Source organism: Amycolatopsis sp. NPDC031561 (genome assembly GCF_055580625.1).
In genome coordinates this window covers 75669-96422 of sequence record NZ_JBVILA010000016.1, presented here as the reverse complement: position 1 = coordinate 96422, position 20754 = coordinate 75669, and the positions used below count along the sequence as shown (strand labels likewise).

22 protein-coding genes and 1 pseudogene are annotated in these 20754 nt (G+C 69.5%); 13 read left to right on the top strand and 10 right to left on the bottom strand.

The window, feature by feature from the left end:
• Positions 1-207: 207 nt before the first annotated feature.
• From cmtR to ACZ5IK_RS27685, 4 genes are read left to right on the top strand one after another with little or no spacing between them, the layout of a single operon-like run.
• On the top strand, positions 208-546 hold the full coding sequence (gene cmtR / locus ACZ5IK_RS27700) for a Cd(II)/Pb(II)-sensing metalloregulatory transcriptional regulator CmtR (RefSeq protein WP_465490356.1): 339 nt from the start codon (positions 208-210) through the stop codon (positions 544-546).
• The gene (locus ACZ5IK_RS27695; protein ID WP_465490355.1) at positions 543-1196 is read left to right on the top strand and encodes a cation efflux transmembrane domain-containing protein; all 654 of its coding nucleotides are present in this window, start codon (positions 543-545) and stop codon (positions 1194-1196) included. The genes cmtR and ACZ5IK_RS27695 overlap by 4 nt, the downstream gene beginning before the upstream one ends.
• A 10-nt stretch (positions 1197-1206) precedes the next feature.
• Entirely contained in the window at positions 1207-1818 is a 612-nt protein-coding gene (locus tag ACZ5IK_RS27690; RefSeq protein ID WP_101607969.1) for a class I SAM-dependent methyltransferase, read from the top strand.
• 43 nt (positions 1819-1861) lie between these two features.
• Complete coding sequence (locus tag ACZ5IK_RS27685; RefSeq protein ID WP_465490354.1) at positions 1862-2320, top strand: LppU/SCO3897 family protein; 459 nt, start codon at positions 1862-1864, stop codon at positions 2318-2320.
• 4 nt (positions 2321-2324) lie between these two features.
• Here ACZ5IK_RS27685 and ACZ5IK_RS27680 read toward each other — a convergent pair whose 3' ends face one another.
• Together ACZ5IK_RS27680 and ACZ5IK_RS27675 are read right to left on the bottom strand one after the other, a co-directional pair.
• Complete coding sequence (locus ACZ5IK_RS27680) at positions 2325-3041, bottom strand: oxygenase MpaB family protein (protein ID WP_465490353.1); 717 nt, start codon at positions 3039-3041, stop codon at positions 2325-2327.
• A 110-nt stretch (positions 3042-3151) separates the two neighbouring features.
• Positions 3152-3370: pseudogene (locus tag ACZ5IK_RS27675) on the bottom strand (oxygenase MpaB family protein); the annotation flags it as partial.
• 113 nt (positions 3371-3483) lie between these two features.
• On the opposite strand from ACZ5IK_RS27675, the gene ACZ5IK_RS27670 reads away from it, so the two are divergent.
• Positions 3484-4125 (top strand): TetR/AcrR family transcriptional regulator, encoded by a 642-nt coding sequence (locus ACZ5IK_RS27670; RefSeq protein WP_465490352.1) that lies wholly within the window; start codon positions 3484-3486, stop codon positions 4123-4125.
• Between the two features lie 323 nt (positions 4126-4448).
• Here ACZ5IK_RS27670 and ACZ5IK_RS27665 read toward each other — a convergent pair whose 3' ends face one another.
• Entirely contained in the window at positions 4449-5042 is a 594-nt protein-coding gene (locus ACZ5IK_RS27665) for a TetR/AcrR family transcriptional regulator (protein ID WP_465490351.1), read from the bottom strand.
• A gap of 70 nt (positions 5043-5112) precedes the next feature.
• Here ACZ5IK_RS27665 and ACZ5IK_RS27660 point away from each other — a divergent pair, with 70 nt between their 5' ends.
• A complete protein-coding gene (locus ACZ5IK_RS27660) occupies positions 5113-6006 on the top strand; it encodes an NADP-dependent oxidoreductase (RefSeq protein WP_465490350.1) in 894 nt (297 codons plus the stop codon).
• Positions 6007-6013: 7 nt separating this feature from the next.
• On the opposite strand, the gene rraA is transcribed toward ACZ5IK_RS27660, so the two are convergent.
• Genes rraA through ACZ5IK_RS27645 form a run of 3 tightly spaced genes read right to left on the bottom strand, consistent with a single transcriptional unit; the run spans position 6014 to position 7673 of the window.
• Entirely contained in the window at positions 6014-6490 is a 477-nt protein-coding gene (gene rraA / locus ACZ5IK_RS27655) for a ribonuclease E activity regulator RraA (RefSeq protein ID WP_465490349.1), read from the bottom strand.
• Positions 6487-7050: a hypothetical protein gene (locus ACZ5IK_RS27650; protein ID WP_465490348.1), complete on the bottom strand. Its 564-nt coding sequence runs from the start codon at positions 7048-7050 to the stop codon at positions 6487-6489. The genes rraA and ACZ5IK_RS27650 overlap by 4 nt, the downstream gene beginning before the upstream one ends.
• A gap of 23 nt (positions 7051-7073) precedes the next feature.
• Positions 7074-7673 (bottom strand): TetR/AcrR family transcriptional regulator, encoded by a 600-nt coding sequence (locus ACZ5IK_RS27645; protein ID WP_465490347.1) that lies wholly within the window; start codon positions 7671-7673, stop codon positions 7074-7076.
• Positions 7674-7733: 60 nt separating this feature from the next.
• Between ACZ5IK_RS27645 and ACZ5IK_RS27640 the strand changes: the two genes are divergently transcribed.
• Together ACZ5IK_RS27640 and ACZ5IK_RS27635 are read left to right on the top strand one after the other, a co-directional pair.
• Positions 7734-7970 (top strand): hypothetical protein, encoded by a 237-nt coding sequence (locus tag ACZ5IK_RS27640; protein ID WP_184906577.1) that lies wholly within the window; start codon positions 7734-7736, stop codon positions 7968-7970.
• Entirely contained in the window at positions 7958-8857 is a 900-nt protein-coding gene (locus tag ACZ5IK_RS27635) for an oxidoreductase (protein WP_465490346.1), read from the top strand. The genes ACZ5IK_RS27640 and ACZ5IK_RS27635 overlap by 13 nt, the downstream gene beginning before the upstream one ends.
• On the opposite strand, the gene ACZ5IK_RS27630 is transcribed toward ACZ5IK_RS27635, so the two are convergent.
• A complete protein-coding gene (locus tag ACZ5IK_RS27630) occupies positions 8841-9461 on the bottom strand; it encodes an NAD(P)-dependent oxidoreductase (RefSeq protein WP_465490345.1) in 621 nt (206 codons plus the stop codon). The genes ACZ5IK_RS27635 and ACZ5IK_RS27630 overlap by 17 nt on opposite strands.
• Positions 9458-10360 (bottom strand): EamA family transporter, encoded by a 903-nt coding sequence (locus ACZ5IK_RS27625; protein ID WP_465490344.1) that lies wholly within the window; start codon positions 10358-10360, stop codon positions 9458-9460. The genes ACZ5IK_RS27630 and ACZ5IK_RS27625 overlap by 4 nt, the downstream gene beginning before the upstream one ends.
• A 79-nt stretch (positions 10361-10439) precedes the next feature.
• Here ACZ5IK_RS27625 and ACZ5IK_RS27620 point away from each other — a divergent pair, with 79 nt between their 5' ends.
• Entirely contained in the window at positions 10440-11312 is an 873-nt protein-coding gene (locus tag ACZ5IK_RS27620) for a LysR family transcriptional regulator (RefSeq protein WP_465490343.1), read from the top strand.
• A 58-nt stretch (positions 11313-11370) separates the two neighbouring features.
• On the opposite strand, the gene ACZ5IK_RS27615 is transcribed toward ACZ5IK_RS27620, so the two are convergent.
• Both ACZ5IK_RS27615 and ACZ5IK_RS27610 read right to left on the bottom strand, forming a co-directional pair.
• The gene (locus ACZ5IK_RS27615) at positions 11371-12225 is read right to left on the bottom strand and encodes an NAD(P)-dependent oxidoreductase (RefSeq protein WP_465490342.1); all 855 of its coding nucleotides are present in this window, start codon (positions 12223-12225) and stop codon (positions 11371-11373) included.
• 10 nt (positions 12226-12235) lie between these two features.
• Entirely contained in the window at positions 12236-13111 is an 876-nt protein-coding gene (locus ACZ5IK_RS27610) for an NAD(P)-dependent oxidoreductase (protein WP_465490341.1), read from the bottom strand.
• Between the two features lie 95 nt (positions 13112-13206).
• Between ACZ5IK_RS27610 and ACZ5IK_RS27605 the strand changes: the two genes are divergently transcribed.
• From ACZ5IK_RS27605 to ACZ5IK_RS27590, 4 genes are all read left to right on the top strand, one after another.
• On the top strand, positions 13207-16395 hold the full coding sequence (locus ACZ5IK_RS27605; protein WP_465490340.1) for an AfsR/SARP family transcriptional regulator: 3189 nt from the start codon (positions 13207-13209) through the stop codon (positions 16393-16395).
• 148 nt (positions 16396-16543) lie between these two features.
• On the top strand, positions 16544-19120 hold the full coding sequence (locus tag ACZ5IK_RS27600; RefSeq protein ID WP_465490456.1) for an ABC transporter permease: 2577 nt from the start codon (positions 16544-16546) through the stop codon (positions 19118-19120).
• The gene (locus ACZ5IK_RS27595; protein ID WP_410601201.1) at positions 19113-19805 is read left to right on the top strand and encodes an ABC transporter ATP-binding protein; all 693 of its coding nucleotides are present in this window, start codon (positions 19113-19115) and stop codon (positions 19803-19805) included. The genes ACZ5IK_RS27600 and ACZ5IK_RS27595 overlap by 8 nt, the downstream gene beginning before the upstream one ends.
• Positions 19805-20467 (top strand): ABC transporter ATP-binding protein, encoded by a 663-nt coding sequence (locus tag ACZ5IK_RS27590; RefSeq protein ID WP_101607983.1) that lies wholly within the window; start codon positions 19805-19807, stop codon positions 20465-20467. The genes ACZ5IK_RS27595 and ACZ5IK_RS27590 overlap by 1 nt, the downstream gene beginning before the upstream one ends.
• The last annotated feature ends 287 nt before the right edge of the window (positions 20468-20754 follow it).

The following is a 20754-nucleotide window of genomic DNA, read 5'->3' as shown; positions in this document are numbered from 1 at the left end:
GTACGCGCTATGCGGCCGTTGGAGGGGTGCGCCGTGTCCTTTCGGGTCACCCGCGCGCCCGTGTTCGGCGATGGCTTGACAGACAGCGACGAAACAGAGGGTCGCGTCCGGACACTCCGTCGTGTCAAGCAGCCGTTCCACCTCGACGCACCCGGCTCCCAGTTCACCCGTTGCCGACATGTCAGCGAGGGCTGTACTGTTCTCCCCGTGCTGACGTGTGAAACCCAGGGCGCCGCGCTCGCGCGGCTCGGTCGCGCCCTCGCCGACCCGAACCGGTGCAGGATCCTGGTCGCCCTGCTCGAGGGCGTGAGCTATCCCGGCCAGCTGGCCGGGCAACTCGGCCTGAGCCGCTCCAATGTGTCCAACCACCTCGCCTGCCTGCGAGGGTGCGGGCTGGTCGTGGCGACTTACGAAGGCAGGCAGGTCCGCTATGCGCTGGCGGACGCCCACCTCGCCCGCGCGCTGCGGGAACTGGTGCAGGTCGTGCTCGCCGTCGACACCGCGGAGCCCTGTGTGGACGACGCCGGTATCGAGGCGCTCCGATGAGTGTGGAGAGCGGATCCTGCGCGGACGGCTGCTGCGCCACGACATCCACAGTGGACGAGGATCGCCGCGTCGTGTTGTCGCGCCGAGTGCGGATCCTGGTCGCCGCGACGATCACCTACAACGTCGTCGAAGCGGTCATCGCCATCTCCGCGGGCACCATCGCCTCCTCGACCGCGCTGATCGGCTTCGGCCTGGACTCGGTCATCGAAGTCGCCTCCGCCACCGCGGTCGCGTGGCAGTTCTCCGGCAAGGACCCCGAAGCCCGCGAACGCACCGCGCTCAAGGTCATCGCGGTGTCCTTCTTCGCGCTGGCCGCCTATGTGACCGTCGAATCCGTACGCACCCTGTTCGGCGCCGACCCCGCCGAGCACTCCACCGTCGGGATCGTGCTCGCGGCGGCCTCGCTCCTCGTGATGCCCTTCCTGTCCCACGCCCAGCGTCAGGCCGGGCGCGAACTCGGCTCCGCGAGCGCTGTCGCCGATTCGAAGCAGACCTTGCTCTGCACCTATCTTTCCGGTGTGCTGCTCGTCGGGTTGCTGCTCAACAGCCTCTTCGGCTGGTACTGGGCCGATCCGCTGGTCGCCCTCGTCATCGCCGCCGTCGCGATCAAGGAAGGCCGCGAAGCCTGGCGCGGTGAGCACTGCTGCTGAAAGGAACGCCATGACTCCGCCCGCGCGCTGGAACCGTTACTGGGACGGCAAATCCCGGAACTACGACCGGGAGATGCAGTTTCTCGACCGGAAACTCTTCGGCGATTCGCGAGCGTGGGCCTGCGGCCAGGCGACCGGCGACGTCCTCGAGGTCGCCGTCGGGACCGGCCTGAATCTGCGGCTCTATCCCGGCGACGTCACGCTCACCGGCATCGACCTCAGCGACGGCATGCTCGCCATCGCCCGCGACCGCGCCGAACGCCTCGGCCACCCGGTGACGCTACGGCGTGCCGACGCGCACGACCTGCCGTTCGACGCCGGTTCGTTCGACACCGTGGTCTGCACCCTCGGACTCTGCGCCATCCCGGACGACGGCAAGGCGTTGCGGGAAATGGCCAGGGTCCTGCGGCCCGGCGGCCTGCTCATCCTGCTCGATCACATCGCGAGTTCGTCGCGTGCCGTCCGCGGCCTGCAATGGCTCACCGAAAAGATCACCGTGCCGATGGCGGGCGAGCACTTCCTGCGGCGCCCGTTCGACAAGATCGGCGACCTCGGCCTGACGGTGGAGCACCGGGACCGGTTCAAGCTCGGGCTGGTGGAACGGCTCGTCGCCCGCAAGTGAACTCTGTCATCGGAATTTCATCGACGCCGTCGATCCTGATGACGTGACCTACCCCCAGCAACCGCCCGTCTGGCAGCAGTACCCCGCCCCGTCACCGAAGAAGTCTCCGAACACGGGGCTGATCTTCGGGGTCGCGGCGGCCGCGCTCGTCGTCGCCGTCGGAGGGATCGCGGTGACCGTGGCGATCGCGACCGGTGACAACACCATCAGTGGCACCGCCACCAGCGGCAGCGCCCCCGAGGTCGACCCCGACCCGTTCTCGGCACAGTCCGGAGACTGCATCTCGGCCGACGAAGACGCCGGGACGAACGGCAGGTTCAGCGCCAGCGCGGTCCGGGTCCACTGCACGGACGATTCGGCCAACTACACGGTGATCGCGCAGCTGGCGTCCGGTACCGGCTCGGACTGCAAGGAAGTGCCCGGCTACGAGTACGGCAACCCGGTCGTCTACGACTTCAAGTCGGGATCGTCCAGGGAACTCTGCGTCATGCCGAGGAACTGACGGCTCAAGACAGCGAGCCCAGAACGGCTTGGGACTCGAGGAGACCGTCTTCGCTGGGTGCTTGCCCGGCGCCGAACACCCGCTGGTGCTGCTTCGCCCGGATGTCACGGTGGGCGTCGGCCGGCCTGTCGTAGCCGTAACGCCGTCGTGCTTCTGCCGGGGTCAAGACCTCTTCGGACAGCGGCGGGACGCCGAGAACGTACGGAGCGACGATCGGCACCGCGGAGGGCGCCAGCAGTCGGGCCACCGCCAGTTTCAGCCGCGGGTTGCGATCGACGACGCCGTAGCCGAGCCGCAGGACCGGCCGGACCAGCAGATCGACGATCCGCGGTTGGGTGAACCCGCTCAGCTTCCGCACCCAGCGCGGCATGGTCGCGATCGTCCCGGCACGCAGGAACCAGTTCACGATCCAGAGGGCCGGAGCGAGCACCCTCGGCGCCGGCGGCAGGACCACCTTCGCCGTCAACAGGTGGTCCATCATCTTCCGGGCCGCCTCACTGACCGCGAGCCGGGGACGCATCCGCTCGAAGTACTCCCGGACGCCGTCGCGGCTGCGGGGAACGTCCGAGGGGTCGCAGGTCTGGAACTCGGCTGCGATCGCGCACTCCTCCCAGTACCGGTTCTCCTCGGCTGGCGTGAGCCGGCCTCTGGCGTGAGCCGGCCTCCGCCGTACAGCTCGTAGGCCTTGAGCACCGAATGCCAGCCGGTGAGCAGGATCCACAGCTGCGAGTGCGGATCGTTGGCGTCGTAATGGTTGCCGCTGACGGGCTCGACGCCGATCGCCTTGGCATGCACCTTCACCAGCACGTCCGCGGCCTGGGAAACCTTCTGGCTGTCGGCGAACGCGACCATGGCGAAGTAGCGGACCGTGCGGTCGTAGCGGGTGCGAGGCCGCGCGTAGTTCGCACCGGTCTTGTCGACGGCGGCGATCAGCGCCGGGTCGAGTTCCTCCACCACGACGGATCGCTGCAGCCCGGTGACGGCGGCCGTCACATGCCCCCACACCTTCCAGGTGACCGATCCGGGTCCGAAGAACCCGTGGTCCAGCATCGGTTCCACCGGTTTCATCGCCACGTCGACCTCCCGTTCCCGCAATTAATACTGATGCGTAGCAATATCCTACGCTAGAGTAGCTTTGTCCAGAGTGCGCTTGAGGAGGGCCGTTGAACAGCACGACACCGCGGAAACGCCGCGCCTACGCCGCGCGCGTGCCCGCCGAGCAACGCCGCACGCAGGTGCTCGACGCGGCCCTGCACCTGGTGGTCACCCGAGGTCACAACGCCACGACCATGGACGCGGTCGCCGAACAGGCCGGCGTCACGAAACCGGTGGTCTACGGCCAGTTCCGCAGCCGGAACGAGCTGCTGGCCGCACTGTTGCGGCGCGAGCAGGAAGCCGCGCTCCGGCAGTTGCTCGAAGTACTGCCGGGTGACCCGGGCCGGTTCCTCACCGAGGACGCCCCCGAGTTCATCGCGCGGACGCTCGCCGACTTCCTCAACGCCGTCCAGGAAACGCCGGACCGGTGGTACTGCATCGTCATGCCGATGGCGGACATGCCCGCCGAGTTCCACGCCGCCCGCGAAGCCGCGCGCACCATCGCCCTCGACCGGGCGGAATCGCTGACGCGATGGCTCCTGGAAGCCATCGGTGCCCCGGCGGAGCTCGATCCGGAAATCGTCGCGCACACCGTGACCGCGCTGTTCGAGATGGCCGCGCGGCTCGTGCTCACCGATCCCGGACGGTACCGGCCGGAGCGGTTCGTCGGCGCGATCCGGGCCGCGGTCGGCCTCATTCAGCCACAGTGAAGGTCTTAAAGGTGTTCCTAGCAGGCTTCGCGACATCGGGATGGCGACCGTGTTCAAGGCTTGAGTCGCGCGTCGGTCGGGTGGGGCCGGGGTTTGCGGCGGAGGTCCCGCTGCCCAGCCGCAAGTAGTCCTCTGGATGCGGTCGATGAGAGCGCCCGGTGTCTTGAAGGCCACCGTTGAGACGTTGAGCGTCCTGAAGGTGGCCTTCGAGACACCTGCGACAGGCACCGAACCGGGCGGCGCTCCGGCCGGAACCCGGGACCGGCAGCCGAGCAGGGAAGATTCCGGCAGGTCGGCAAACACGGATCACGACCACCGCGACCTCAGCCCGCCGGTTGACTCGAAGGACTGACAACCTTCCAGGCCGCCTCGATCATGCGGAAGATCTCGTCCACCGCGGCTTCCGGATCGGCCGCCTCGCGACCGAGCGAATGGGCGTCGACCACGAACCGCGCGATCGTCCGGCAAGCCGTCGCGGAATGCGCGAGGTCGGGATCGGCCGCGATCGCCGCCGCCAACGACTCCGCGTGCCGCAGCCTCATCGACTCCTCGTACTCCCGCAACGCGGGCGATCCGTCGATCATGCGCCAGATCGGCGCGGCACCGTCCGCCGTGCAATGCCGCACCATCGCGTGGATCTCGCGGCGCAGTGCGGGAATGAGCGGCTCGTGCGGGGCGCGGCCGGTGACCGCCCGCGCGAGGCTGTGCTCGAAATTCGCGTCCCGCTCGAACACCAAAGCCTCTTTCGAGGCGAAGTGGGAGAAGAGCGTGGTGACGGCGACGTCGGCCTCCGCGGCCACCTCGCGGATGCCCACCGCGTCGTATCCGCGCTCCAGGAAGAGCCGCAGGGCGGTGTCGGCGATCTTCTGCCGGGTCGCGGCCTTCTTGCGCTCACGACGCCCGGGAATCTCGGTCATGCTGCAACGCTATCAGATACAAAACACCAACAGTTCCAAAACACTAACGGTTAGTGCTACGGTCGATCTCATGAAGAAAGTGATCTTCACCGAGTTCGGTGGTCCGGAAGTCCTGCAGCTCGTCGACGCCGAGGACCCGCACGCAGGTCCCGGCCAGGTACGCATCGCGGTGCGGGCGGCGGGCGTGAACCCCTTCGACTGGAGGGTTCGCGAGGGCCAGGTCCTGGGCGCTCATCCGACAACGCTGCCGTCCGGGGTCGGGCTGGACGCCGCTGGAGTGGTCGACGAGGTCGGCGAGGAGGTCACGGATGTCGAGGTCGGCGACCGGGTGTTCGGCGAGGGCTTGAGCACCTATGCCGAGTTCGCCGTGATGACGGTCTGGGCCAGGATGCCCGAGGGCCTGACGTTCGAAGAGGCGGCCGGATATCCCTCCGTGGTGGAGACCGCGCTGCGCCTCATCCGCGAAGCGGGAGTGCGGCCCGGGGAGACGCTGCTGGTCAGCGGTGCGTCCGGCGGGGTCGGATCGGCTGTAGTGCAGATCGCCCGCGAACGCGGCATCACGGTGATCGGCACGGCCGGGGCGTCGAATCAGGACTATCTGCGCGGCCTGGGCGCCATCGCCACGACGTACGGCGAGGGATGGGTAGGACGGGTGCGAGAGCTCGGCCAAGTCGACGCGGCTCTCGACCTCGCGGGATCGGGCGTGATCCGCGAACTCGTCGAACTCACCGGGGATCCACTGAAGGTGCTCTCCATCGCCGATCTCGGCGCACCGGAGTTCGGTGTCCGGTTCTCCGGCGTCGCGGGCAGCGTGCCGGACGCGCTCGCCGAGGCCTCGGACCTCATTTCACGGGGCAAGCTCCATATCCCGGTCGAGAAGTCGTACACGCTCGCCGACGCCGCCGCCGCGCATGTCGACAGCCATGCCGGTCACAGCCGCGGGCGCCGGGTCATCGTCATCTGAGCCTGCTTCAAGCGGGAAGGATCACGACGCCGTCGTCGTCGGAGTAGAGCGTGTCGCCGGGAGTGAAGGTCACTCCCCCGAAACCGACAGGGACGTCGACGGCGCCGACGCCCGCCTTGGAACTCTTGCGCGGGTTGGTGCCGAGTGCCTTCACACCGAGCGGGAGTCCGGCGAGTTCGGCGCTGTCGCGGACCGCGCCGTTGACGACCACGCCCGCCCAGCCGTTGTCCACGGCGGATTTCGCGATCATGTCGCCGGTGAGCGCGCTGTGCAGGGAGCCGCCGCCGTCGACGACCAGGACGCTGCCCTCACCGGGGGTGTTCAGCAGCTTCTTGACCAGACCGTTGTCCTCGTGACAGGAGACGGTCCGGATCGGGCCGGAGAACCTCCGGTGGCCGCCGAACTGGCGGAACTGGGTGTCGCAGACGCGCAGCCGGTCGCCGTGTTCGTCGACGAGGTCGGCGGTGGTGAAGGAATCGATCACGGCGCCCGAGTGTAGGCGCTCCCGGCGGCCCGGTGCTGTGCCTGAAAGATCAGATTCGCCACATTCGCGGCGTCGGCGACGGCCCGCAACTCCAGCACCGGCGTCGCCCACGCACCGCGGAGTTCGTTCTCGCGGAGCTGATGATGGCTCCACACGCCGCCGAACGTGATCGTGCCGACGCCCGCTTGCTCGGCTTTGACCTTCGGCGACAGCTGGACGTGACGCAGCCAGACCCAGCGGAACTCGGTGCCGTTGGGCCAGCTCGCGACGAAGATGATCCGTTCAGTGGTGACCAGGTAGGACAGCGCGCGGTCTCGTGCTCGACGGTCGTTGATGCGCTGAAAGAGAAAGATACCGAAAGCCGACACCAGACCGGCGTAGACGGGCAACGCCGAGCCCAGATACCCGAAGGTGACCAGGACGGCGACCATCCCGATGGCGATGATCATCACCGTGTACTCGGGAAACCACTTTCGCGGGCGCTGCGACTGCCCTGTCCACAGCACTTCTTCGCCCTCTTGCAACGGATACGGCCGCATCGAACCCTCCCAGGTCGTCATCGGGAGTACGTCCGGACTGTCCGTCACGTTGCCTCGGACCGGAACAATGTGCCCAGCACGTGGGCGAGGATCGCGCCGGGGTCGGCAGCCGGGGCGACGGTCTGGCGCAGAGCGAGGCCGATCCCCAGTGCGCCCAGCATGACGACGGCCTGGTCCAACGGCATCGCGGGATCGAGTCGCAGGCGGCGGGAGTGCTCGGTCAGGAGGGCGACCACCTCGTCGTCGTGACGCCGCTGGATGGTGGCGATCAGGGCGGCGGTTTCCGGTTGCTGCGCCGTCGCGGCGAGCACTTCCGCGGCCGCCGCGCTCCATTTCGCCGCGTCCTTGTCCGCCACGTCGACGGGGTTCAGTGCGGCGATCACCTCGTCGCGCGTGGTGGCGCCGGCGAGAGCTTCCCGCAATCCCTGGAGATGACCTTCGGCGCCGGCTTCGATGATCGCCAGCCACAGCCCTTCCTTGCCACCGAAATGCTTGTAGACGGCGCCGCGGGTGTAACCGGCGTCGGCCGCGATCTCCTCGACCGTCGCCGCCAGGAAGCCACGCCGCAGGAAGACCTCTCGCCCGGCTTCCAGCAAGTGTCCGTGCGTGCGTTGCTGCTGCTCAGCCCGCGTCAGCCTGGTCATCGTCCCACTTTCAGTAACAGTACGTTTCTAGAAACACGATGTTACTGTATCGTCCGGTGCATGGAGTTCCTGGCCCCTGTGGCCGCGTTTCTCAGCCTTCCGCTCTTCCTGGCCGGGTTCGCGTGGTACGCCGTGCGTGCCCGCCGATGCGGCGTGAGCCAGTCCTTGCTGGCGCCGATCGAGGAGATCTGGGACCCGATCGCGCACAAGACGAACATCGAGATCCAGATCGAGGCCGAACGGAGTCCGGAGACGCCCTCCCCCGGCGACCCGCCGGAGCTGCTGTGGCGCCGCTGACCGGCCGGACAGCGATCGTCACGGGCGCCAACAGCGGGCTCGGGTACGAGACCTGCCGGGCGCTGGCGGCGCGTGGGGCGTCCGTCGTCATGGCTTCGCGTGACGAGCGCAGGGGCTCGGCGGCTCGCGATCGCCTGCGCGGCGAGGCCACCGGTGAGCTCGAGGTGCTGCGGTTGGACCTCGCGGACCTCGAGTCCGTGCGCGAGTTCGCCGACACGATCACCCGGCGGGCGGCGCCGATCGACCTGCTGGTCAACAACGCCGGGATCGGGATGCCGCCGCGTTCGCTCACCGCGCAGGGCTTCGAGGCACAGTTCGGGGTCAACCACCTCGGGCATTTCGCGCTGACCGGACGGCTGCTTCCCTTGCTGCGGCGTGGTGTCGGCGCCCGGGTGGTGACGATCAGCTCCGAGGCCTACCGCCAGGGCGGAATCGACTTCGACGATCTCGGCGGCGAGCGATCGTACCGGCCGCTCACGGCCTACCGGCAGTCCAAGCTCGCCAACGTCCTTTTCGGACTCGAGCTGGACCGCCGCCTTCGCGTGGCCGGGGTGCCCGTGGCGAGTGTGCTGGCACATCCCGGCTTCGCGTCGACGAACCTGCCGTCCTCCGGCGCCGCCGGGATCGGCGGGCTGCTGCTGCGGATCGGCAACGCGCTGGTCGCGCAACCGGCGGAGAAGGGCGCGCGGAGCCAGGTGCACGCGGCGACCGCGCCGGAGGTCGAGGGCGGCCAGTTCTTCGGGCCGGGCGGCCGCACCGGGATGTTCGGGGACCCGGTCCTGCTGCGGCCGACCCCGAACGCCACCGACCTCCGCACCGCCCGGCTGCTCTGGGAGGTCTCCGAGAACCTCACCGGCGTCCGGTACGAGTTCAATATCCGACGGTGAAATGCCGGTCCTGGCCCGGATTCTCGAGTTCGTCCACGATCGCGATGGCGAAATCCTCCGCCGAGATCCGGGACGAGCCGTCAGCCGCGGTGAGGATGGTGGTCGCTCCTCGCCGGTAGCCCCCGGTCCGGATCCCGGGCTCCAGCATCGCGGGCGGGCTGAGGTAGACCCAATCCCCCGCGTGCGCTTCGCAGGCTTCGAGCTGCGCCGTGCTCGCCGAGGCGATGGTCCGCCAGGCCACCGGCACGAACGCCGGGTCGTCGATGACGAGACCGCCGGAAGGCGAGCGCAGCGGTCCGGCACCGCCGACGACCAGGACACGCGTACCCGCCGCTGCGTCGAGCAGGGCCGTGATGGTGGCCGCGACAGTGTCTTCCGCGCCGGGCGCGGGTCTCGTGGCGCCCACGATGGCGTCGGCTCCGGCGAGGACCGCGGTCATGTGGTCGACGTCGGTGGCGTCGCCTCGCACGACCTCGACATCCGGGTGCGGGGATCCCACCGGGTTACCGCGGAAGACGGCGGTGACATGGTGCCCTCGGGCGACGGCCTCGGTGACGACACGGGAGCCGGTCATGCCCGACGCTCCGACAACGGCGATCTTCATCGGACGACGCCTTCCTGCTTGGTCTTCGGGGTGATCTGGCCCGCGACGATCGAGGCCAGGGCGAGTGCGAAACCGACGAGCTGGATGAAGCCGAGCGACTGGCCGAGCAGCGCGGCGCCGAGCAGTGCGGCGACCATCGGCGAGAGCAGGCCGAGGACGGCGACCGAGGTGACCGGCAGGGACGTGATGCCGCGGAACCACAGGACGTACGCGAGCAGACCGCCGATCAGGCCGAGCCAGAGGTAGCCGAGGGCCGCGTTCAGGTCGATGGCGGGGGGCGCGCCTTCGAACAGGAAGGTCACCGGTACCAGGAACAGTCCGCCCGCGGTGAGCTGCCACGAGGCGAACGCCGTCGGCCCGACGTCCGCCGGACGTCCCCACCGTTTGGTGAGGGTGACACCGAGCGCCATGGTCGCGGCGCCGCCGAGTCCGGCCAGAACCCCGATGACGTCGAAGCCCGCCGCCGGTCCGATCACGACCAGCCCGACGCCCACCATCCCGACGATTCCCCAGGCGAACCGCCACGCGGACGGGCTCTGCCGCAGCACGGCCACGGCGAGGATCGCGACGAGGAGCGGCTGGGCGGCACCGAGGGTGGCCGCGACTCCGCCGGGCAGCCGTTCCGCGGCGACGAAGAGCAGGGGGAAGAACAGCCCGATGTTGAGGATGCCGAGCGTTGCGGCCTTCAGCCACCAGCCGCCACGCGGGAGGGTGCGGGTGATGGCCAGCGCGATCAGGCCCGCGGGAAGGGCGCGCATGAGCCCGGCGAACAGCGGGTGTCCCGGCGGGAGCAGTTCGGTGGTGACGACGTAGGTCGTACCCCAGACCATCGGGGCGAAGGCGGTCAGCGCGGTGCCGGCTAGCCCGGCGGTGCGCGGTGTGGTCGTCAGCGTTTTCACGCTTCTCAGCTTCGGCGCTGCCGATCAATGAGTCCAACACATGTTTGTCACCTGATCCATCTTAATTCAAGATAGATCCATGGAGCTTCAGCAGATGCGGTACGTCGTGGCGGTGGCGGAGACGAACAGCTTCACGCGCGCCGCGGAACGATGCCTCGTCGTGCAGTCGGCGCTGAGTCACCAGATCGCGCGGCTTGAGCGGGAGCTCGGCGCGCGGCTGTTCGAGCGCACGAGCCGCAGGGTCCGGCTCACGGCCGCGGGCGAGGCGTTCCTGCCTGCCGCCCGTCAATGTCTCGACGCCGCCGAACGGGCGGGCTCGGAGGTGGCCGCGGCCGTCGGCGAGATTCGCGGACGGCTGACCGTCGGTGTCATCCCGACCGTCGCGGCGGTCGACGTCCCCGCCGCGCTGCAGACGTTCCACCGGCGGTATCCGCAAGTCCGGATCGGACTGCGGGTCGGCGCGAGCGGCCACCTGGTGCAGCAGATCAAGGACGGCGCGATCGAGGTCGCGTTCCTCGGGCTTCCGGTGTCGGACCGTCCGGAGGGCGTGGGTACCTGTGAACTGGGGCGTGACGACCTGGTCGCCGTGGTGGCACCCGGTCATCCGCTCGCCGCCGAGTCCGAAGTGGACTTGAAGCGGCTCTCGTCCGAAGTGTTCGCCGACTTCCCCGCCGGATCGGCGGGGCGGGCCCAGACGGATCAGGCCTTCGCCGCGGCCGGGGTGACCCGTGAGGTGGCCTTCGAGGTGACGGCCGCCGACTTCATGGCGCGGCTCATCCATCAAGGGCTGGGAGTGGCGTTGCTGCCGTCGAAGTACGTGCCGAACCTGAGCGGTGTGGTCACCGTGCCGGTGACGGACGCGCCCGCGCGGATCGAGCATCTGGTCTGGAACCGCTTCACGGTCACTCCGGCGGCGAAGGCGTTCCTGGAAGTGCTGGGCGTCGGTCCGTGAAGGCCTCCTTCCCTACTTTCAGGGTAGGGAAGGAGGCCTTCACGGACCATCAGCCGGGTCAGCCTTCCTTGATGACTTCGAACAGGCTGGTCCACGAGCTGCGCCCGTGTCCCGCGGCGATCGCCCGGTCGTAGTGCGACTTGACCGCCTCCGGCAGGAGGACGTCGATCCCCGCGTCCCGGCTCGCCTGCACGATGTGGTCGGCGGTCGCGCCCATCATGGTCACGTCGGCCTCGTCGCCGGGGTGGTCGCCCTTCTCGATCTGCTCGGCCGCGGCGTCCAGGTAGAAGTCCATCGTCGCGAACAGGTCCTTGGCGTACGGGACGAACTTCTCCACGGACGTCCCGGCAGAACGGACCAGCGCGCTCGCGTGCATGAACACCGAGAGCGAGTTCAGGAAGATGTCCAGCTGTGCCTGGTAGAAAAGCTGCGCCAGCCGGACGTCCTCGCCGAGGAAGTCCGCTCGCCCGATGAGCGCCAGGGTCTCGCGGTACTTCTCGAACACCTCGGCCGGACCGCTGTAGAAGACGTAGGCCTCCTCCTTGCCCACCAACGGCGCCGGGACCATCAGGCCACCCGCGAGGAACTGCCCGCCGCGGGCCTTGACCCAGTCGGCGGCTTCGCGGGTCTTTTCCGGGGTGTCCGAGCTGAGGTTGACGATCACCTTGCCCGCCAACGCTTCCTCCGCCTTGTCGAGGATGTCGTACATTGCCGCGTAGTCGGTGAGGCTCAGCAGCACCAGCTCCGACGCCGACACCGCGTCCGCCGGTGTCTCGGCGCGCACCGCACCCGCGGCGACGACGCCGTCCGCGCGGGCGGCGGTGCGGTTCCAGACCGTCACGCCGTGGCCGTTCTCCAGCAGCACCCGGACCATGGCCTGTCCCATCGGGCCGAGCCCGATCAGTGTGATCACTGTTCTTTCCTTACTTTTTCAGGAGTTCGATGATGCCGATCAGGTCTTCGGCGCCGTGTCCTGCCGCGACCCGTTTGTCCATCAAGGGCTGTAGCGGCGCGAGCAACTCGGCGCTGACACCCTGTTCTTCGGCGGCCTTCGCCAGGTTCGGGAAGGCCGCGGCCTGCATCGCGAGGTTCGACACGACGCCGGTCACGTAGTCACCGTCGTCGATCTGCTCGGCCGCGCGCTCCAGGAAGCCGCTCATCGCGTCCATCCAGCCGCGCAGCAGCGGAGCGAACTCCCTCGCTTTGGCTCCGGTGGAGCCGACGAGGGTGAAGGCCTGGATGACGCCGATGAAGTGCCCGTACATCCCGCTGAGGAGCGCGATGTCGTACAGCGGCGCCAGTCCGGGATCGGCCCCGAGGTAGTTGGTGCCGCCGAAGGTGTCGAGCGCGGTGCGGGCCCGGCCGAAGACGGTGCCCGAGCCGCTGTAGAAGATGAACGCCTGCGGCGAGCCGATCATCGGCGGGACGGCCATGATCCCGCCGTCCAGGTAGTCCGCGCCCAGTTCTCCGGCCCACGCGCTCATCTCGCGCGCTTGGCCGGGGGTGCCGTTGGTCAGGTTGATCAGCTGCCGTCCTTCGAGCCCGGCCGCGACCGGGTCCAGGACCTCGTGCACCGAGTCGTAGTCGAGCAGGCAGGCGATCACGACCTTGTTCGCCGCGAGAGCCTCGGACGCCGTCGAAGCGACAGTGGCTCCCTTCGCCGCCACGCCCTCGGCGCGGCTCGCGGTCCGGTTCCACGCGGTGACCGGATGCCCTGCGGCCAGCAGTGCCTCTACGAGCGCGGTTCCCATCGCGCCCAGCCCCAGTACCGTCACCGGGGTCTTGCCGTGTTCGGTCATGGGACCACCGTGACGCCGCCCGCGCACGGATCGCTGCGGGTTCGCGCACGGCCTCCCGCACGAGATTGTCGGTGGTCCGCGCTAACGTCGGTTTCGTGCGTTTCGGAGTGCTGGGACCGCTCGCCGTGTGGACGACCGCCGGCGAGCCCGTCGTCGTGCCCGAGGCGAAGGTCCGCCTCCTGCTCGCGGGACTGCTGAGCAGGGAGGGCAGGGCGTCGTCGGTGTCGTCGCTGACCGACGATCTCTGGGGTGAGCATCCGCCGGGCAACCCCGGCAACACCCTGCAGACCAAGGTCTCCCAGCTGCGCCGCACCCTCGACAAAGCCGAGCCGGGCGCTCGGGAGATCGTGACGCATCAACCTGCCGGATACGTCCTCGCCGTCGAACCCGGAGGCCTGGACGTCCACCGGTTCCGCGCGCTCACCGCCCGGGCCCGCGAGGCCGTCGATCCACGCGCCCGGGCCGCACTGCTGGCGGACGCGCTGGCGTTGTGGCGCGGGCCCGCGTATGCCGGGTTCGAGGACGAAACGTTCGCCGTGGCCGCGGCACAGCGGCTCGAGGAGGAACGGCTGCTCGCCGAGGAGGAGCGAGCCGAAGCCCGGCTGGCGCTCGGCGAGCACGGGGTCCTCACCGGGGAACTGGCCGGTCTGGTCTCGCGGCATCCGTTCCGGGAACGGCTCCGCGGCCTGCTGATGCGCGCGTTGTACACGGCCGGGCGGCACAGTGAGGCGCTCGAAACCTATGCAGAGCTGCGCACCCGTCTGCGTGACGAGTCCGGCCTCGAACCGGGACCCGATCTCGCGGCCCTGCACCAAGCGATCCTCACCCGGAGCCCCGACCTCGAACCCGTCCGTGCCCCCGCACCGGTGCGCGGGAACCTGCCGGAGGCACTGACCGAACTGGTCGGCCGCACGACGGCGGTCAAGGAGGTCGGAGCGCTCGTCACCGACTCACGGCTGGTCACCCTCACCGGTCCGGGAGGGGTGGGCAAGACCAGGCTCGCCATCGAGGCCGCGTCGAAACTGGCGATGGCCGACGGCACCTGGCTGGTCGAACTGGCGGGCCTGGACAACGTCGAGTGCCCCACGTGCCCGCCGGAAGACCTGGTCGCCGTCGTCCTGACGGCCGTGCTGGACGTCCGGGAGGAGGCCACTTCCGCGAAGACGCTGACGCACTCGCTGGCCGATGCGTTGCGCGACAAGGAGATCCTGCTCGTCCTGGACAACTGCGAACAGGTCGTCGAACCGGTCGCGGCGCTGGTGGAGAGGCTGCTGGCGGCGGCGCCCCGGCTGCGCGTGCTCGCGACCAGTCAAGAGCCGCTCGGTCTGCCCGGGGAGACCGTCTGGGCGGTCCCGCCGCTCGAACTGCCCGAGCAGGCCGATTTCGCCACCGTGCGGGAATCGAGTGCCGTCCGGCTGTTCACCGCCCGGGCAACGGCCGCCGCCCCGGGTTTCGCGCTCGACGCGGAGAACGCGGCCGTCGTCGCCCGGATCTGCCGCACGCTCGACGGGATCCCGCTGGCACTCGAACTCGCCGCCACCCGGGTCCGGACGCTCGGCGTGCACGAACTCCTCGCCCGCCTCGACGACCGGTTCGGCCTGCTGTCCTCGGGCAGGCGGGGCGGACCACGCCGCCAGCAGACCCTCCGCGCGATGATCGACTGGAGCTGGAGCCTGCTGAGCGAGCCCGAACAGATCGTGCTGCGCAGGCTCGCCGTCCATGCCGAAGGCTGCGGTCTCGACGCGGCTGAATCGGTTTGCGCGGGCGGCGAGATCGCCTCCGCCGAGGTCCTGGACCTGCTGTCCCGGCTCGTCGACCGGTCTCTGGTGGTCAGCAGGCCGGGCAGGTCGGGCGAACCACGGTTCCGCCTGCTGGAGTCCGTCTCGGCGTACGCGCTGGAACACGCCGGGCAGGCGGGCGAACTCGACGACCTGTATCTGCGGCATGCCCGTTTCCACGTCGAACTGGCCGAACGCGGCGACGCGGGATTGCGCGGCAAGGAACAGCGGCGCTGGCTAGACAGGCTCGACACCGAAGGCGCCAACACCCGCCGCGCACTGGAAACCCTGTTGCGACAAGGCGAACACCGGCTCGCGTCGCGGCTGGTGAACGCGACGACGTGGTTCTGGTTCCTCCGCGGCAGGCTGACCGAGGCCCGGCGCTCGTTGGACCTCGTGCTCGCCCCGGATTGCGCCACCGGCGACGAACACGCGCGGGCGCTCGGCTGGCGCACCGGCATCGCCGTGCTCGACGGCACCTGCACCGAGGGTGCGGAGGAGGAGGCCGTGTGGGGCATCGTCGATCCGGTCGCGCGGGCCCGATCGCTGTGGTTCCTCGGGTACGCGTGGTCCACGATCGGCGACCTGTGCCGGGCGGAGAAGCTCACGCTCGGCGCGCTGGAAACCGCCCGTGACGCCGGCGACGACTGGGGTGCCGCGGCCGCGCTGAGCGACAGGGCGGGCCACCTGATCGCCGGGGGCGATCTCACCGGCGGCGGCCGCATGGCCGCCCAGAGCGCCGGGGTCTTCGACGAGCTGGGCGAGCGCTGGGGCTGGCTTCAGGCATCGTTCGTCCTCGGCATGTTGGCCTCGATCGCCGGAGACTACGACCACTCCGCTCGCGTCCATCGGGAGAGCCTTCGCCGCGCGGAGGAGCTGGAGCTGTGGCCGGAGGTCGCCTACAAACTGTCCTGGCTCGGCCGGACGGCGCTGCTCACCGGAGACTTCCAGGAGGCCCAGGACTTCCACGAGCGGGCCAAAGCGCTGGCCATCGAACACAGCTTCACCCCGGGCGAGGTCTACGCCGAGACAGGGCTCGCGCTCGGCGCGCGACGCCAAGGGCTGTTCGACGAGGCCGAGCGGCGGCTGCTGTCCATTTTGGACTGGCATCGCCGGGTGGAGTCCGAAGCGGGCAGCACCCTGATCCTCGCCGAGCTCGGGTTCATCGCCGAGCAACGCGGAGACGCCGTGAAGGCGAAGAAGCTCCAATTGGACGGCCTGGCCGTCGCTCGCCCCAGCGGCGATCCTCGCGCGATCGCCCTCGGTCTCGAAGGCCTTGCCGGCGCGGAAGCGGCCGCCGGTTCGCATCGCCGTGCCGCACGCTTGCTGGGCGCCGCCGCGGCCTCCCGGGAATCGGCGGGTGCTCCCCTGCCGAAGGCCGAACGCGGCGACGTCGACAGGATCACCGGAGTCATCGTCGAGGCTCTCGGAGAAACCGCGTTCTCCGAGGAGATCGCGATCGGCGAAGCGGCCTCGATCGAGCAACTCGTGACAGACAGTCAGTAGCCGGGCACCCGCGTCACCACAATGGACCAAGGATTTACTTCACGTCGACAACAAAGGGTGATTTCTTTCTGTCGCCGGGCCTCCCCGACCGGTAGCGTGCGTATCCATGCGGGTGAGGTGGGGGGCTCCCGGCGGGCCCAAGGTGACGATGCCGTGGCGAGCGGCTCCGCGGGCGGCATTGACCAGCCCCTTGACTTTGATCATCGCCGCGGTGACCGCCTTACTGGCCTGTTTCCTCGGTACCGCCGCCGTCCTGCAGGCTTCCGCCGCGGGCGGGGCGGCGGTCGCGTACCAGTCCGGCATCGCCTGCCCGGATTACTACGGACCTGTTTTCAGCAAGGACAACGTCCCTGCCGCGGCTGCCCCGCAGATCATCGACTCGATCCGCCGCCAGGCTCCGGCGCACGGTTTCACCGCGCCGGTCACCTCCCGCTACACGACCGTTCTCGTCGGCACCGAGTTCAACGGTGATTCCAACTACAAGGTCACCCTCGCCCACCGGGACCAGGCGGTTCAGGGTCACCTCGACGTGACGAACGGATCTGCGGGCGCCGGGCTCCTGCTCGGCACCGTCGTGGCCAAGGCGGAAGGGATCAAAGCCGGGACCACCCCGAGCTTCCAAGGCGCCCAGCTCCCTCCGGTCACCGGGCTGTACCGCGACCTCGCCGACCCGGCACCGCGCTGGTGGTGCTCGCAGCAACGGAACGCGGTGGTCAGCAGGCTCGCCAACGACCCGCTCGACTCGGTCATGTTCGCCACCGACGGCAAGACGTTCGACGACGCCGTCCGCACGCTGGGCCTTCCGGCGATCAAGTCGCTGCACCTGTCGTTCTACGAGGCTCCGCCCAAGACCGTGAGCGAGGCAGAGGACCGGCTCGAACGCTCGAAGGCGCTCATCGCCGACGTCAAGGCGGACCTGGGCGCCCGCGGCCTCGGTGACGCGATCACCGGTTCGCTGCCGTTCGAGCGCTCCGTGGAAATCAGCAACCAGGCCGAATCGAATGTCCTGGTCTCGATCCTGCCGCTCGCGGCCATCAGCATCCTGGTCGGCTGCGCCGGTATCGGCACCGTCGCGTTGCAGTGGCACCAGCGCCGTCACCCGCAGCTGCGGCTGCTGGCCGCCCGCGGCAGCGCGCCAGGGGCGCTGGGGATGCTCGCGGTCGCCGAACTGGGACTTCCCATCGTGGCCGGTGGTGTGGCGGGCGCGCTGCTCGCCCGGCTGTTGCTCGGGGTTTACGGACCACCAGGGGAAATCGACGAGGGGGCGCTGCTGAGAGGGTCGCTCGTGGCGGCCGTGATCCTGCTGGTTTCGCTCGCGCTGCTGGCCGGGGTGATCGCCTTCCGCACGCATCGGGAGTTCGAACTCGGCCGGGTCAGGTCCGGACGCCGCAAGGGCATGAAGCTGCTGGCGATCTTCCCGTGGGAACTGCTCACCGCCGGCGTCGCCCTGCTCGGCTGGACCCGGCTCGTCGACTACAGCAAGGGATCCCGGATCGGGAACCCGCTCCCCCAGGTCGACCCGCTCGCGCTCACCTATCCGGTGTTCGTCGTGCTCACCGTCGGCCTCCTGGCAGCACGGCTGGCCTGGCTCGCGCTGCTCGCTTCACATCGCGCGCGGCTGTGGTCCCGGCCCGCGCTGCAGCTGGCGATCCGGCGGCTCGCCAGCGCTCGCGCGCCGGTCACCGGTGTCCTCGTGATCGGCACGCTGGCCATCGGCACCCTGGCGACCGGGATCGGGATCGCGCGCGGGCAGGAGGAGGCGCTGCACACCAAGTCGGCGATCTTCGTCGGCGCCGAGACCCGGGTGGACACCGAAAGCGTCATCGGCACCGGCCAGATCCCGCTGCCCGCCGAGATCAGCGGCAGCACCACGATCGTCGGCGAGCTCACCGGCACGGGCAACGTCGTGCTGGTCGTGGATCCGCAGACCTTCCGGCGCGCCGCCACCCTCGGCCCGCTCGACGGTGCCGAGGTCGACCGGTTGCTCGGCGGCCTGTCGGGTACCGGCAACGGTGTCCCGGCGATCCGGGTCGGGAGCGACGCCGCCCAGAAACCCCGGCTGGGAGCCGGTCTCCCGGACGCCAGGACGATCGGCGAGCTGCCGATGTTCCCGATCATCGGCACCAAGGCCGGGTACGTGATCTCCCGGGAGTCACTCAGCGCCGCGCAACTGCGCGCCGTGCCCAAGTGGAGCCTGTTGTCCGGCTCGTCGATGACGCAGGTGACCGAGGCGTTGATCTCCGTGGGAGTGGCCACGGCGGTCAACCGCGTCACCCGTGACTCCGCCCTCGACGCGCTTCCGTTCTACGTCGTGTCCTGGACGTTCTCGTTCATGGCCCTGCTCGGCGCCGTGCTCGGGGTGGTGGCGGTGCTGTCGCTGCTGGTCGCGGTCGAAGTCCGCCGACGCCAGAACGCGCTGGCCGGGGCGCTGGTCCTGCGGATGGGCATGCGACCGCGCGCCCTGCTGGCGAGTCACCTGATGGAACTGGGCGCGCTCAGCGGGCTCGCGGTGGTCATCGGCGTCGCCTGCGGGATTTCGGTCGCGGGACTTTCGGTGCCGCGCTTCGACCCGGCGACCTTCCTCGCCCCGCGGTCGGCACTGCCCAACCCGACCCCGATGGCCCTGACCGTGCTGGCCGTCGGCGTGCTCGTCGTGGCGCTGGCAGGCTGGATCGCGATGCGCTCGGTGCGCACCGCCCGGACCGCGGAGCTGATTCGTGCCTGAGAAACCGATCTTCCGGCTTCGCGGGATCGGCGTCGACTACCAGACGCCCGCGGGCACCGTCACCGGTGTCGACGACGTCACCATCGACATCCCCGCACGCGGGATCACCGTGCTGGCCGGGCCGTCCGGTTCCGGCAAATCCACCCTGCTGCGGACACTCGGCCTGTTCGAACAGCCTGTGCGGGGCACGATCTCCTTCCAGGGAACCGAAACCGCCACGCTGCGGCATCGCGAGCGGCGGGCGCTGCGGCGCAACCACCTCGGCCTGGTGTTCCAGAACCCGACCGACAACCTGCTCGCGTATCTGAGCGTCGCCGACAATCTCCGCGCGGCGGCGGAATCGGCCGGAACGGAATGCCTGCCCGACGACATCCTCGAACAACTGGGACTCGGCGGCACCGGCGCCTGGCAGATCTCCGCGCTGTCCGGCGGGCAGCAGCAGCGCCTCGCGTTCGGCTGCACCCTGGCGCGCCGCTCGACCGTCGTCCTCGCCGACGAGCCGACGTCGCAGCTGGACGAAGGATCGGCCGACCTGGTACTCGACACGCTGAAGTACTTGGCAGACCAGGATTTCGCCGTGATCGTCGCTTCGCACGACGACCGGCTCATCGAACTCGGCAGCCGTGTCGCGCGGATGCACAAAGGCAGCCTCGAAGCTGTCGAAGAACGGGAGGTCGTGCCGTGATGGCGGAACCCGCCCTCGAGGCCGTCGGGTTGCGCCGCCGGTTCCCCCATCCCAGCGGGGACGTCGAAGTCCTGCGCGGACTCGAACTGCGGGTGGCCCCGGGCGAACTGGTCACCGTTTCCGGCCGGTCCGGTTCCGGCAAGAGCGCACTGCTGGCCCTGCTGTGCGGCTTCGACTCGCCGGACTCCGGCAGCGTCCTGCTGGACGGCGTCCCGATAGCGGGCGCGCCGCCGTGGCACACCTGCGCCGTCCTGCCCCAGGCGCTCGGTCTCGCGAACGAACTGACGATCGCGGAGAACGTGGCGCTGCCGTTGCGTCTCCGGTCCGACATTCCCAAACCCAGCGCGAAGGACATCCACGCGCGGGTTTCGGAACTGCTGGAAGAACTCGGGATCGGTGACCTCGGCGACCGCTATCCCCTCGAGGTCTCCTTCGGGCAGCAGCAGCGGGTGGCGCTCGCCAGGGCCGTCAGCGGGCGGCCACGGGTCCTGCTCACCGACGAACCGACCGCGCACCTGGACGCCGGGAGCACGCCGCGGGTGCTGAGGTTGCTGCGACGCTGCGCGGAAGAGGGCGCCGCGGTCATCGTGGCGACGCACGACGACGACGTGCACCGGATCGCGGACCGGCGGGTACGGCTGCTGGACGGCGTCCTCTCGTAAGCGACCTCTCCGGAGTGTCATGAAAGGGGCTTTCAGGACGTTTTTCGTCCTGAAAGCCCCTTTCATGACACTTGCCGACCGGACCGGGGCGTGGTGCGGGTCAGTGGCTGCGTGACGTCCGTCCGATGACGCCGACTGTGTGGATTTTGGTGCGTTGGATGACCAGAAATCCACACAGTCCCGCGTGACCGGTCCGGTCGTGACGGAGACGTGGAGGTGTGTGGGAAAAGGGAAGGTTGAAATCCCCCCCCCCCCCCCCCCCCCCCCCCAAGCAACACCCCCCCCCC

Coding starts and splice junctions, on each gene's coding strand:
- ACZ5IK_RS27695 (WP_465490355.1), top strand. CDS start 543: ATGAGTGTGGAGAGCGGATCCTGCGCGGACGGCTGCTGCGCCACGACA.
- ACZ5IK_RS27690 (WP_101607969.1), top strand. CDS start 1,207: ATGACTCCGCCCGCGCGCTGGAACCGTTACTGGGACGGCAAATCCCGG.
- ACZ5IK_RS27665 (WP_465490351.1), bottom strand. CDS start 5,042: ATGACCGAGATTCCCGGGCGTCGTGAGCGCAAGAAGGCCGCGACCCGG.
- ACZ5IK_RS27660 (WP_465490350.1), top strand. CDS start 5,113: ATGAAGAAAGTGATCTTCACCGAGTTCGGTGGTCCGGAAGTCCTGCAG.
- ACZ5IK_RS27650 (WP_465490348.1), bottom strand. CDS start 7,050: ATGACGACCTGGGAGGGTTCGATGCGGCCGTATCCGTTGCAAGAGGGC.
- ACZ5IK_RS27645 (WP_465490347.1), bottom strand. CDS start 7,673: ATGACCAGGCTGACGCGGGCTGAGCAGCAGCAACGCACGCACGGACAC.
- ACZ5IK_RS27640 (WP_184906577.1), top strand. CDS start 7,734: ATGGAGTTCCTGGCCCCTGTGGCCGCGTTTCTCAGCCTTCCGCTCTTC.
- ACZ5IK_RS27630 (WP_465490345.1), bottom strand. CDS start 9,461: ATGAAGATCGCCGTTGTCGGAGCGTCGGGCATGACCGGCTCCCGTGTC.
- ACZ5IK_RS27620 (WP_465490343.1), top strand. CDS start 10,440: ATGGAGCTTCAGCAGATGCGGTACGTCGTGGCGGTGGCGGAGACGAAC.
- ACZ5IK_RS27610 (WP_465490341.1), bottom strand. CDS start 13,111: ATGACCGAACACGGCAAGACCCCGGTGACGGTACTGGGGCTGGGCGCG.
- ACZ5IK_RS27600 (WP_465490456.1), top strand. CDS start 16,544: ATGCCGTGGCGAGCGGCTCCGCGGGCGGCATTGACCAGCCCCTTGACT.
- ACZ5IK_RS27590 (WP_101607983.1), top strand. CDS start 19,805: ATGGCGGAACCCGCCCTCGAGGCCGTCGGGTTGCGCCGCCGGTTCCCC.